Genomic DNA, 13,396 nt, shown 5'->3' with positions numbered 1-13,396 from the left:
AGCCCAAGCGCCACATGGATGTGCTTGAGCGTGTTTTGGAAAGCCTTACCCGATCCCGCCAGCCCGCAAAGCTCTGCTTCTGGGCAGTGCAGGCCTCACCCGCTTGAGCACACAATTATCGGGCTTAACCAAGTCAGACTCAGGAACCCAAGATGACCGATATCACCATCAAACGACTAAACGCCTCCCAAAGTGACTTTGACAGCGTGCTGGCCAAATTGCTGGCCTGGGATGACAGCGTGGATCATCAGGTGAATGAGTCGGTGCGTCATATCCTGCATGAAGTGAAAACTCGCGGTGACCAGGCGGTTCTGGAATTTACCGAGAAGTTTGATCGCCTGAAGGTTGGCAGCGTCGCCGAGCTGGAAATGGATCAGAGCCGACTGCAAAAGGCTTTGGTTGCGATTCCGGAAGATCAGCGTGTGGCCCTGGAAAAAGCCGCCGAGCGGGTGCGCAGTTATCACGAACACCAGAATCAGAAGTCCTGGCAGTACGAGGACGAAGACGGCACTGTGCTTGGCCAGAAGGTGACACCGCTTGATCGTGCAGGCTTATACGTTCCCGGAGGCAAGGCGGCATACCCGTCTTCAGTGCTGATGAACGCTATCCCTGCCAAGGTTGCGGGTGTGGGCGAAGTGGTCATGGTGGTTCCGACACCGGACGGAGTGGTGAACGACATGGTGCTGGCTTCCGCAGCCATCGCCGGCGTTGACCGCGTCTTCACCGTTGGCGGTGCGCAGGCAGTTGCCGCTTTGGCCTATGGCACCGAAACCATTCCTGCCGTCGACAAGATCGTCGGCCCGGGTAACATTTTTGTGGCCACCGCCAAGCGCGAAGTCTTCGGTACGGTGGGCATCGACATGATCGCCGGGCCGTCGGAAATTCTCGTCATCTGCGATGGTAAAACCGATCCCGACTGGATCGCCATGGACCTGTTCTCCCAGGCCGAACACGACGAGCAGGCCCAGTCTATCCTGATCAGCCCGGATGCAGCATTTCTGGACGCGGTCGAGGCCAGCATCAACAAACTGCTGCCGACCATGGAGCGCGCGGATATCATTCGCACCTCCATGACCGACCGCGCAGCCCTGATCCAGGTTGCCGACCTCAGCGAGGCCGCGAAGGTCTCTAATTGGATTGCGCCGGAACACCTGGAGCTGTCCGTTGAAGATCCCGAGGCCCTGGTGGAAGAAATCCGCCACGCCGGCGCTATCTTCATGGGGCGCTACACCGCCGAAGCTCTCGGCGATTACTGTGCTGGCCCGAATCACGTATTGCCGACCAGCGCCACGGCACGATTCTCGTCGCCGCTGGGGGTTTATGATTTCCAGAAGCGATCGTCGATCATTGGTTTCAGTGCAGAAGGGGCTGATCGTATGGGGCGTGTGGCGTCGGTGTTAGCCCGGGGAGAAGGGTTAACGGCCCATGCCCGTTCCGCAGAGTATCGGATTAAGGGTGAAAAATGAGTAAATTCTGGAGCCCGCTGGTTAACGATCTGGTGCCTTATGTACCAGGCGAGCAACCGAAAATGGCGAATCTGGTGAAACTGAACACCAACGAAAACCCCTTTGGCCCGTCACCGAAAGTCATCGACGCCATCCAGGCCGAACTGAACGACAGCCTGCGCCTCTACCCGGACCCGGAAGGCGAAAGCCTGCGACAGACCATCGCCGGCTACCACAACGTCAGGCCCGAACAGGTCTTCCTCGGCAACGGCTCCGACGAAGTCCTGGCGCACATTTTTTACGCTTTGTTCCAGCACGGCGAACCGGTTTTGTTCCCGGACATCACCTACAGTTTCTATCCGGTGTACTGTGGCCTCTACAACATCGAAGGCAAGCCTGTCCCACTGACAGACACCTTCGAAATCAACCCGGCGGACTACAAGCAACCCAACGGCGGCGTGATCTTTCCGAACCCGAACGCGCCAACCGGACGTTACCTGGGGCTTGAGCACGTAGAAAAAATCTTGCAGGCTAACCCCGACAGGGTGGTGGTGGTAGACGAAGCCTACATCGATTTCGGCGGTGAAAGTGCTATTGCACTCGTCGATAAGTATCCGAACCTGCTGGTCAGCCAGACGCTATCGAAAGCCCGCTCACTGGCTGGCTTGCGGGTCGGCTTTGCAGTAGGACATCCTGACCTGATTGAAGCCCTCAACCGCGTCAAAAACAGCTTCAACAGCTACCCCCTGGACCGCTTGGCCCTCGCCGGCGCAAAAGCCGCCTACGAAGACGAAGCCTGGTTCCAGAAATGCTGCGACAGTGTGATTTTCGAGCGTGAGCGAGTCACCAATGCGCTGGAAGATCTGAGTTTCGAGGTGCTGCCGTCAAAAGCCAACTTCATCTTCGCCCGTCACAACACGCAGGCCGGCGAAGCACTAGCAAAGAGCCTGAGAGAGCAGGGCATCATAGTCCGCCACTTCAACAAACCCAGAATCAGTGACTTCCTCAGAATCACCATTGGAACGCCAGAGCAGAATGATGCTCTGATTTCTGGTCTCAAGTCTCTGTAGCCTTCTGTATTGGTGGTAAAGCGGGGCGGCCAGGGCCTTCCGGGAAACGCTACAAGCACGTCCGTGTGCGCTTGATCTCCGGCCATCCATGGCCTCCGACATTCCCGGAAGGCCCTGGCCGCCCCGCTTCTCAAACTTAGGTGATATCGCTAACAGGAGTTTGGTTATGGCCGATAGAAACGAGATTCTCAACACGATTGAACAGTGGCTCCAGCCCGAAAACTTCCAGGACTACTGCCCGAACGGCCTGCAGGTTGAAGGCAAAGATGACGTTAACACCATCGTCACCGGCGTCACCGCCTCAAAAGCCCTCATTGACGCCGCCATCGAAGCCAATGCCGATATGATCCTCGTCCACCACGGCTATTTCTGGAAAGGCGAGGACCAGCGTATCCAGGGCATGAAACGGCAGAGAATCAAACAACTGCTGGACCATGACATCAGCCTCGTCGCCTACCACCTGCCACTGGACGACCACCCCGAATACGGCAACAACCGCCAGTTGGCCGACGTACTGGGAATCCAGAATCCGCGCCCCCTTGGCGGCCTGGTCTGGGAAGGCGAACTGCCGCAACCCCTCAGCCCTGAAAAGTTCGGCCAACAAATCGCCGAAAAACTTCACCGGGAACCTCTGTGGGTCGGCGAGGGCAAACCGGAAATCAAGCGGGTAGGGTGGTGCACCGGCGCTGCGCAAGGCTTCATCAACATCGCCCTCGAAGCCGGCCTGGATGCCTACATCAGCGGTGAAATATCAGAACCGACGACTCACACCGCCCGGGAATGTGGAATTCACTATTACGCGGCAGGACATCATGCGACGGAGCGCTACGGGGTGAAGGCGCTCGGTAAGGCGTTGGAAAAGGAATTTGGTGTGAATCACCGGTTTATCGATTGCGATAACCCAGTATAAAAGTATTCGGGAAGGCGCGTCGAAAGGTCGGGGTGACTGGTTGAGGGGGCCGTCCCAAAACTGTGCGGAGCCATGGATGGCGGAGCCCAAGCGTCACATGGATGTGCTTGAGCGTGTTTTGGGACGGCCCCCTCAACCGGTCACTTCACCCAGGCTCCAGGCCCGGGCAGCAGGCAACAAATCGATCAGGCTTTCGAGGTTGAAGATTTGTCGCCCTTCTTGAGCCCAAAGTCCTCAGCCAGAGTGCCCTTGTCTTCAGGCCCGGCCTTCGGGGCGTAATCCCGCGGCGGCTCCACGCCGTCCTCGCGAACATCCTCCAGGCGAGCACGAGCCGTCTCCCGCTCCAGCTCATCCATCCATTCCTCATCATTACACAGCCGGTTCGCACCCCGTGCCATGTGCAGATTCACATCGCGATACGCATCATTGAAACGGCGCAGCAAATGAGCAGACTCCATAAAGTGCTCATTCACCTGGGCCTGGTAGCGGGTGTATTCGCTACGCAGCTCCTCAATCTGTTGCTCGACACGGCGCTGACGCAGATTGGTGGTCTGCCCGGAGCGGCTGACCAGTACGCCGATGACAATGCCAACAACCAAAGCGGCAATCGCTGCCAGAATCAGGTTCGTCATATAATGTGTCGTCCTTTTGCGTTTTAAGAGCTCGGCCCTTTGGGGGCAGTATAACGTCCCGGGCGGCCCACGCCCATCCACAAAGTCTGAGCCAATCGTCGTATTGCTTCGTCAAAGCGTGCCCTGGCTGAAGAGCCGGATGCATGATGGCGGTGCCAACGTGGCGAAAAATCCCAAAATCGGCCACAATACGCCGCCGTAAATGAATGACCACTCTTCGGGAACAGCCTTGATGACCGACCACATGACCCCCTGGCAACGCTACCAGCAGGATCTCGAACGCCCGGATTTTCACCGGGATCCGGCACAGGATGATGCCGTCCAGCGTTTGCAGTCACTGTACGATAAACTCGTGGAAGCCGAAAGCGAACGCCAGAAAGGTTTGGCAAAACTTCGCAGAAAACTGAAAAAGGGCAAGGAAGATCCGGTCAAGGGCCTGTATTTCTGGGGTGGTGTTGGTCGCGGCAAGACTTACCTGATGGACACGTTCTACGAATCGCTGCCGTTTGATCGCAAAATGCGAGTGCACTTCCACCGCTTCATGCAGCGGGTGCACAACGAGCTCAAGTTCCTGAAAGGGGAGAAGAACCCACTGGACCTGGTGGCGAAAAAGTTCGCTGATGAAACCCGGGTGATCTGCTTCGACGAATTCTTTGTCTCCGACATTGGTGACGCCATGATCCTGGCTACCCTGATGGGTGGGCTGTTCAGCCGTGGCGTGACCCTGGTGTGTACGTCCAACATTGTTCCGGATGGCCTCTATAAGGACGGCCTGCAACGTGCCCGTTTTTTGCCAGCCATTGATCTTGTGAAAAAGCACACCGAGGTGGTGAATGTCGACGGTGGAGTCGATTATCGCCTGCGTACGCTTGAGCAGGCTGAGCTCTACCATTTCCCGTTGGATGCCGAAGCCGACGTCAGTCTCCGTAAAAGTTACGATGCCCTCGCAGTCGAGGCTGCAAAACACAGTAAATCCATGGAAATCAACGGCCGCAAGATCCCTGCCATCGCCCACGCCGACGATGTGGTCTGGTTTGATTTCAAGGACGTGTGTGATGGCCCCCGCAGCCAGAACGATTACATCGAACTGGCACGGCAGTTTCACGCCATCATCATCAGCAATGTCCCGGTATTGGGCGGTGAAAAGGACGACCAGGCACGCCGGTTTATCAACATGATTGATGAATTCTACGACCGTAACGTTAAAGTCATCATATCCGCCGCGGAGGCCATTACAGACTTGTACGCTGGCGGTCGCCTGGGCTTTGAGTTTGAACGCACCGAATCCCGGTTGCTGGAGATGCAGTCCAGGGAGTACCTGGAAGCAGCGCATAAACCATAAGAAGTGGTGTCGGATTACGCTTTGCTAATCCGACCTACGGTTAAGCATAAAGCCGAGGATTAAAGTAGGTCGGATTAGCAAAGCGTAATCCGACAACCCGATGTAACCATGAGCAAAGAGTAGGTCGGATCAGACGCAGTCGTAATCCGACAAACCTACCAAATAACCAACAGAGAGATTTAGCTATGAGCACAGATAACGTAGTCATCGTCAGTGGTGTTCGCACTCCCATGGGCGGCTTTCAGGGCTGTCTGGCCGACGTCAGCGCTCCGGAGTTGGGCGCCATCACCATCGCCGAGGCCGTGAAACGCGCTGGTCTTCAGCCGGCGGACGTTCAGGAAGTGGTCATGGGTAACGTGCTTCCTGCAGGCCTAAAGCAGGGGCCGGCCCGCCAGGCGATGCGTAAGGCCGGCCTGCCCGACCACGCCGGCGCCACCACCATCAACAAGCTGTGCGGCTCTGGCATGAAAGCCGCCATGTTCGCCCACGACATCATCAAGGCTGGCAGCAACGACATCCTGGTCGCGGGCGGCATGGAAAGTATGTCCAACGCGCCTTACGTTCTCCAGGGCGTTCGCAAGGGCTACCGCATGGGCCCGGGACAGGCACCGCAGGATCATATGTTCCTGGACGGCCTGGAAGATGCCGAGACTGGTCGACTGATGGGCGCCTTCGCCCAGGAAATGGCCGATAAGAAAGGCTATACCCGGGAAGAAATGGATGAGTACGCCATTACTTCTCTCACTCGGGCCAAGAAAGCCATTGATGAGGGGCTTCTGAAGGACGAGATCATTCCGGTCACCGTAAAGACCCGCAAGGGCGAAGTGGTTGTAGAGGACGATGAGCAGCCTCACAACGCCAATATCGAGAAAATTCCGAGTCTTCGCCCGGCGTTTGCCAAAGACGGTACCGTCACTGCCGCCAACGCGTCTTCCATCTCTGACGGTGCGTCTGCACTGGTACTGATGCGTGAGTCCGAGGCCGAGAAGCGTGGCCTGAAGCCACTGGCCCGTATCGTAGGCCACAGCACTCAGTCACAGCATCCCTCTGAATTTACCTGCGCTCCAGTGGGTGCCATCGAAACTCTGTTCGCCAAGACTGGCTGGAGCAAAGACGATGTTGATCTTTTCGAGATCAACGAAGCCTTCGCGATGGTCGCCATGATGCCGATCCGCGAGCTGGGTCTGGATCCTGAGAAGGTCAACGTTCACGGCGGCGCCTGCGCCCAGGGCCACCCTGTCGGCTCAACCGGTTCGCGCCTGCTGGTAACCCTGATGTACGCGCTTCAGCGTTATGGCAAGAAGAAAGGCGTTGCTGCCCTGTGTATCGGTGGTGGTGAAGCGACTGCGATGGCGATCGAAATGATTTGATAATCTGGTCCGGGGCAGGGAGGATGGTCACGTTCTCCCTGCGTCCGTTTTTTGTTTCACTCCTTTCTGTTTCCTCCCGAAATTTTAGTGCATCCAAGTCCTCACTTTCTGCGTACTACCTCGGTGGTTGCATCTGGTTTTGTTGTCTATAGTGTTTTAGTGCGAAGGGACCGGGCGATAAAGGCTGTTAAGTCAAAATCATACTTTTGACTGATCAAAGCGCCTCGAGGCGTTAGCTATAGTGCCACCATCACGAGCACTGTGCGTGAAGCCTCCAACATAGTAGACACCAATAATCAGAGCAGCGACTCAGAACAACAATGGAGTAGCCTTCCAATGACAAGAAAAACACAACAATGGCATCAGTGGGCCAAATTGCCACTGGCCGTGGCCGTTGCCGCCGGTATGTCCGGTCAGGCAGCTGCCTATTCTTTTAACGTGGGGGATGTTGAAGCCCAGTTCAATACCACGCTTTCCTACGGCGCAACCTTCCGGACCGAGGAGCGCGATCGTCGTCTTATCGCACAAGGTAACCTGGGACCGGAGTTTGCGCCTGGCGGCTCGATGGAAAACATCGGTGCCTCCACCAATAACTATGACGACGGTAACCTTAATTTCGAGAAAGGGGATGTGGTCTCTCACGTGGCCAAGGGCCGAAGTGAGCTGTTCCTGAATTACAACGTGATGGGAGATTATCTGGATCGCGTCGGTGCGTTGGTTCGTGGCCGTTACTGGTATGACTTCGAACTCAAGGACGGCGACCGAGCTGTTGATGACGTTGGCCAGCAGCGAGAGCTGAACGACGACGCGAAAGACAATGCGTCGGGCGGTGAGCTTCTGGATGCGTACGTTTTTTCTGACTGGTACCTGGGTAACGTACCGCTCAGTCTTCGTTACGGTAAGCAGGTAGTGAGTTGGGGTGAGAGTACCTTCATCCAGGGTGGCATCAACGTCATCAACCCGATCGATGTGCCTGCTTTCCGTGCACCGGGCTCTGAGCTGAAAGACGCACTGCTGCCGGTCGAAATGTTCTACATGTCAGCGGGTGTCACCGAGAACGTCACCCTGGAAACCTTTGTCCAGGCTGACTGGGAGCCGGTCCGCCCTGATGATTGCGGTACCTTCTTCTCCACCAATGATTTCGCGTCGGATGGCTGTGGACCGGTGCTTCTGGCTGGTCAGCTACCGGATTCCCAGGCACTGGCGCAGGGCTTCATTGCTCCACGCCTTGGTGATCAGGAAGCCGACTCTAAAGACCAGTTTGGTGTAGCGCTGCGTTGGTATGTACCGGCGTTGAACGATTCCGAACTCGGGTTCTACTACATCAAGTACAACAGCCGTCTTCCCTATGTCAGTGGTCTGGTGAATAACCCTGCTTCTCCGGAAGGTAGTCAGACTAACGATCCGACCAAACCGACTGCTACGTTCCCGAGCTACTTCATTGAGTATCCGGAGAACATCAACCTTTACGGTATCAGCATCAACACCACCATTCCGGGTGGCTACTCTCTGGGTGCGGAATACAGCTTCCGCGATAACGTCCCCATTCAGTGGAATGCCTTTGAGCTCCTTCTGGGCGGTATTCAGGCCCGGACTGATGCGGATGGCAATCAGACACCGCTCAGCTTGCTCGAACGCCAGCGTCTGGAAGAAGCCGGTGGGGCTAACCTTGCCGGTACCGCGGTGGACGGTTATGACCGCTTCAAGGTTTCGCAGGCACAATTTACACTGATCAAGTTCTTCGATCAGGTAATGGGTGCCAGCCGGATGTCGTTTATTACGGAATTCGGTGCTACCTACATTCACGATTTCCCGGACACTGACGAAGCCCGTTACGGTCGCTCTGGTACGTTCGGGGTGGGTGAAATACCGCTGGAAGCGCTGGGTGGGTTTGATATCTGTGCCGCCGGTGCAAACCTGAACACGAACTACTGTAATAACGAAGGTTTCACCACGGACTTCTCATGGGGCTACCGTGCCCGACTGGTCTGGGATTACAACAACGTATTCGCTGGCATCAACCTCTCCCCGCAACTGGCCTGGAGTCATGATGTGGAGGGCTATAGCCCTCAGCCGGGTGGTGCCTTTAACGAAGGCAGTAAAGCGATTGGCCTGTCCGTTCAGGCGGTCTATCAGAACAAGATCACCGGTAACATTGGCTACACAAACTTCTTCGGCGGTAAACCGTACAACGAGTTAACCGACCGTGATTTTGTCAGCGCGAGTGTTTCTTACTCCTTCTGAACAGACACGAATATGTTTGACGAGGTAATTTAAATGAAACTGAATAAAAAATTACTGGCCTCCGGCGTACTGGCAGCAACTCTGTTTGCCGGCAACGCGGTCGGTGCAGTATCCGCTGAAGAGGCTGCCAAACTGGGCAAAAGCCTGACCCCCATCGGTGCCGAAAAAGCCGGCAATGGAGATGAGATTCCCGCCTGGGATGGTGGTCTCAAGCAGGCTCCCGCAGGCTACAATGATGATGGCATCTACGTTAATCCGTTCCCGGATGACGAGGTGCTGTTTACCATTGATCAAAGTAATGTGGATCAGTACGCAGAAAATCTGTCTGCAGGGCAGATAGCGATGATCAAACGGTACGATGATTATAAAATGCCGGTCTACAAAACGCGTCGTACGGCGACCTATCCGCAGTCGATAATGGATGAGACTGTCGAGAACGCGACCAGCGCGCAGCTTATCAAGGACGGTAACGGAATCGGGAACTATCAGAATGCTACTCCATTCCCGATTCCCACGAATGGTGTTGAAGTGATCTGGAACCATATCACCCGTTATCGTGGCGGTTCTGTCGCGCGTAACGTGGGCCAGGTCACGCCGACCACAGACGGTGCCTTCAGTGTGGTCAAATTCCAGGATGAGTTTACCTGGCGTACCAGCTTAGAGGATTTCGAGCCGGACAAAGATCCCAACGTTCTCTTCTATTTCAAGCAGGTTATTACCGCGCCAGCGCGCCTGGCGGGTAACGTGCTGCTGGTCCATGAAACCCTGGATCAGGTGAAAGAAGCCCGTCGTGCCTGGGTATATAACGCCGGCCAACGCCGCGTACGTCGAGCGCCTCAGGTGGCCTACGACGGGCCGGGTACGGCGGCTGACGGTATGCGTACCACTGACAACTTCGATATGTATAACGGTGCACCCGATCGTTATAACTGGGAGCTCGTCGGCAAAAAGGAAATGTACATCCCCTACAACTCCTACAAGCTGGTCGACCGTAGCCTGGATTACGATGAACTCATCGAGGCCGGACACATCAATCAGGACTATACCCGTTATGAACTCCACCGTGTGTGGCATGTTCGTGCGACCCTGAAAGAAGGTGATCGCCACATCTATGCACAGCGGGATTTTTACTTTGATGAAGACACCTGGCAGGCCAGTGTGATCGATCATTACGACGGTCGTGGTGAGCTGTGGCGCGTGGCTGAGGCGCATGCTATGCAGTTTTACGATCAGGAAGTGCCCTGGTATGCCATCGAGGTGCTGTATGACCTGCTGTCCGGTCGGTACCTGGCACTCGGTCTGACCAACGAGGAAAACGATCCCTACGATTTCGGAGTGGAGCGTAGTTCTCGGGAATACACGCCCGCGGCTTTGCGTCGCTCAGGCGTACGATAACGCATCGTCGATATCGTGAATAGAAGGCGGGCTTACGGGCCCGCTTTTTTTATGGGTGTTTATTGCGCTTGTGAATGTGTTGAAATCTCGCCATTTTATTGACCCAGATGACGTCAAAGTTTTGCAGTCCACGCCATATTTGGTTTAACCTCTCCCTCATACTAAAGGCGTACCCGATGATGGTAGCCAGATAAACTGTGCAAACATTGCATATTCCGGAGACGTGGCGCTTTAATTTATGGTTGCCCGAGTGCCGGACTTGAGCGGGGCGAAGTGTGAAACCATTTGAAGATGGCAGTGCCGCCAATGATGAGTTCCAGTCGGTTTCTCCCGGAACACATCGGGGCGAGCTCGTCAGAGATCTTTTGCGGCAACGGGTTCGGATTCCGTCCGCACCCTCCGATGGCCTCAAAAGGCCGCCGCTGACAGCACGAATCCAGGAGGCTCTGGGGGCCGGAAGTGTCCTTTATCTGGAGGCGCCGTGTGGATACGGCAAGTCCCATGCCTTGTTGTCTGCGCTCCACGAGTCTGAACGTTCTCCGGAAATGATCAAATGGATTTCCTTCTCCACGCAGGATAACGAACCCGCCCGACTGATGACGTTGCTGGGCATCGCCCTCAATCCGCAGCCTTCCCATGACACCCCCACTCTTGCCCATGCCACCGCGAGTCATAGTGAAGCGTTGTCATTATTGCTGGCGCAGGATTATTGGCAAAGGCCAGATCGAAACGCCGTGATGGTGTTGGACAACCTGACATCGGTGAGTCATCCGGTAGTGATCGAATTGCTGGAGCAGTTGATTGCTGAATTACCAAAAGGTTTGTCCCTGGCTCTGGTTTCCCGCAAGCCGCTGCCGTTCGAGACCCACAAGTCGGAGCTGGAAGGACGATTTACCCGGTTGGGGGCCGAAGTGCTGGAGTTGAGCCGGCAGGAGACTTTTGAATTCTATTCAGCTGCATTGGCAAGTAGTCAACTGACCACGGTGGCGATTGATCATCTGTATTCCCTGACAGAGGGCTGGATTACCCCGCTGGCGCTGTATCAGCGAGAGCTGGCTGTCCTGGCCGAGTCGCGATTGCCTATCCAGGAGACCGTCAGCGTCGAACGCTTCCTGCGCGATTCTGTGCTGTCACGATTGACGCCGCCTCAGCAAAGGGCCCTGCGGGTCATGGCCGAGATGGATATTGTTTCCGATGACCTGTACGGCTGCCTGGTAGACTCGTCCTGTGATACCAGCTTTAGGCCGTCAATCGCGGCGGAAGCCGGCATACCGATGAGGCCATTGCCTGGCCGGGGGCGTTGGTTTCGCCTCAATCCGCTGTTCCATGAGTGGCTGAGAAGTTCTGCCCTGGATGGTGCGCTTGATCGCGCGCTGGCTGCCAGTCGCTGGTTTTGCCAGCATCACCAGCTCCCGGAAGCGTTGCGTTATGCCTTGCTTTCGGAAAATGCCGAAGAAGCTGTGAGAATTGCGTCCGAAGGATCCGAAGCCCTGCTGATTGGCCAGGATACGGCGTCGCTGTTACGCCTGCGCCGATCCTTGCCGCCCGGTTTGTTGGAGCGAAGTGTCAGGCTGCGTCTGGTATACAGTTGGGTGCATGCCATTGGCGGCCAGTTCACCCAGGCCAGGGCGCTTCTGGAGGGGCTCCCCGATGACGAGCGTGAGTCCCTGTCCGGGCGAATCAACGCCCTGAAAGCCTTTATCCTGAGGGGAGAGGGGTATGTTGACGAAGCCCTGGAAGTGGCCGATCAGGCGCTGGCAGCCGAAGTATTGTCCACCCAGGGACAGCTGGTCACCCAGATGGTACGCTCCAGTGCGCTCTGTGCCGCCGGGCGCTTCGCGGACGCGCGGGATGCCAATCGTGCCGCAGCCCGCCTGGCCCGGGAAGCGGGGGATTCCGGTTCGGAACTCCTGGCTGTCTATACCCACGCACGCATTGAACTCGGAAAAGGCGCGTTGAAGCACGCCGAGCAACTGCTCCGGACCGGGCTTGATACCGCCATGAACGAAACATCCCGGTCCACACGGGTAGGCGAATCCCGTTTACAGCTCAATCTGGTTCTGGTGCTATGGCACCAGGGCCGTGAGGCTGAGGCTGATCGCCTTCTGGTTACCTGTGGCCGTCATGCGGAGCAGGCGCGGGATCTGGGGCTGCTTCTGGCCATGGCTCTGAGAGTATTGATCTGCCGTACCCAGGGCCGTCTGGAGGACGCATTTGTCTGGATTGGGCGTGCGGAGCGCACTATGCACGCCTGGCAGGTGGATGAATCCGTCTTTGTGCCAGTTCTGGAAGCCCTGAAGGCAAGTTGCTGGCTGGCGTCAGGCAACGTCGATAGCGCTGCCCACGCCCTGGCGCGTCTGCAACCATACCGGGAGACTGGCTGTGTGCCCGAGCTGATTCCAATGATGCCCGGTTTGCTGGACCTGCTACAGGTCAGGATAGAGCTGGCACGAGGGGATGACATCAAGGCTGCGGACACCCTGAGGCGTATTCGACTGAAAGACGGTGGGGCGATCCCGTTTGCCGTTGAAATGCATCTGAGGCTGCTGGAAAGCTTGCTGGCGTATCGGGAAAGAGGGGTGGCGGCGGCCCAGAAATTGCTGGCCCAGGCGGTCTACCTCGCCGCACAGGAGCATTTTATCAGCCCGTTCGCTGAGCTGCGAATCGAAATGAGTGAACTGATGGAAAAGGCATACCCGCATTTGCCGGAAGGGGAATTCACCCGATCGGTTGGCCAGCTGTTTGGTCTGTCGGTAGCCAAGGTCAATGCCGCACCGCTGGCGGAACCGATCAGTGAGCGGGAGCAGGGCGTTCTGGAATTGATCGCCAGGGGGTTATCCAACCAGGAAATTGCTGACCAGTTGCATATATCCCTGCATACAGTGAAAACCCACGCCCGCCGCATAAACGCCAAGCTGGAGGTAAAATCCCGCACCCAGGCGATCGTTCGCGCGCGGGAACTGGGTTTGCTTTAGCAAACCCAGGGTG

The 13,396-nt window shown here is 56.5% G+C and carries 9 protein-coding genes; 8 read left to right on the top strand and 1 reads right to left on the bottom strand.

The features are described 5' to 3' along the window. Window positions 1-152: 152 nt before the first annotated feature. The 3 genes from hisD (at window position 153) to MARLIPOL_RS01445 (ending at window position 3,425) form a co-directional block, all read left to right on the top strand. Window positions 153-1,466: a histidinol dehydrogenase gene (gene hisD / locus MARLIPOL_RS01455; RefSeq protein ID WP_012136277.1), complete on the top strand. Its 1,314-nt coding sequence runs from the start codon at window positions 153-155 to the stop codon at window positions 1,464-1,466. Beyond that, a complete protein-coding gene (gene hisC / locus MARLIPOL_RS01450; RefSeq protein WP_012136275.1) occupies window positions 1,463-2,515 on the top strand; it encodes a histidinol-phosphate transaminase in 1,053 nt (350 codons plus the stop codon). Before hisD ends, hisC begins: the two co-directional genes overlap by 4 nt. Before the next feature lie 166 nt (window positions 2,516-2,681). After that, on the top strand, window positions 2,682-3,425 hold the full coding sequence (locus MARLIPOL_RS01445; RefSeq protein ID WP_012136273.1) for a Nif3-like dinuclear metal center hexameric protein: 744 nt from the start codon (window positions 2,682-2,684) through the stop codon (window positions 3,423-3,425). Between the two features lie 185 nt (window positions 3,426-3,610). On the opposite strand, the gene MARLIPOL_RS01440 is transcribed toward MARLIPOL_RS01445, so the two are convergent. Beyond that, window positions 3,611-4,057, bottom strand: coding sequence for a YhcB family protein (locus MARLIPOL_RS01440; protein WP_012136272.1), 447 nt, complete (start codon window positions 4,055-4,057; stop codon window positions 3,611-3,613). 244 nt (window positions 4,058-4,301) lie between these two features. Here MARLIPOL_RS01440 and zapE point away from each other — a divergent pair, with 244 nt between their 5' ends. The 5 genes from zapE (at window position 4,302) to MARLIPOL_RS01415 (ending at window position 13,383) form a co-directional block, all read left to right on the top strand. Then, entirely contained in the window at window positions 4,302-5,399 is a 1,098-nt protein-coding gene (zapE, locus tag MARLIPOL_RS01435; protein ID WP_012136271.1) for a cell division protein ZapE, read from the top strand. Between the two features lie 185 nt (window positions 5,400-5,584). After that, window positions 5,585-6,769 (top strand): thiolase family protein, encoded by a 1,185-nt coding sequence (locus MARLIPOL_RS01430; RefSeq protein WP_012136270.1) that lies wholly within the window; start codon window positions 5,585-5,587, stop codon window positions 6,767-6,769. A 336-nt stretch (window positions 6,770-7,105) separates the two neighbouring features. Beyond that, the gene (locus MARLIPOL_RS01425) at window positions 7,106-9,013 is read left to right on the top strand and encodes a DUF1302 domain-containing protein (protein ID WP_012136269.1); all 1,908 of its coding nucleotides are present in this window, start codon (window positions 7,106-7,108) and stop codon (window positions 9,011-9,013) included. Window positions 9,014-9,046: 33 nt separating this feature from the next. Then, window positions 9,047-10,408 carry a DUF1329 domain-containing protein gene (locus MARLIPOL_RS01420; protein WP_012136268.1) on the top strand — a complete coding sequence of 454 codons (1,362 nt, stop codon included), beginning with the start codon at window positions 9,047-9,049 and terminating at the stop codon, window positions 10,406-10,408. Between the two features lie 275 nt (window positions 10,409-10,683). After that, window positions 10,684-13,383 carry a helix-turn-helix transcriptional regulator gene (locus tag MARLIPOL_RS01415; RefSeq protein ID WP_012136267.1) on the top strand — a complete coding sequence of 900 codons (2,700 nt, stop codon included), beginning with the start codon at window positions 10,684-10,686 and terminating at the stop codon, window positions 13,381-13,383. Window positions 13,384-13,396 lie beyond the last annotated feature (13 nt).

The sequence above is a fragment of the Marinobacter lipolyticus SM19 genome (assembly GCF_000397065.2).
Lineage (GTDB): Bacteria > Pseudomonadota > Gammaproteobacteria > Pseudomonadales > Oleiphilaceae > Marinobacter > Marinobacter lipolyticus.
This window is presented reverse-complemented; position numbering and strand designations above follow the sequence as displayed.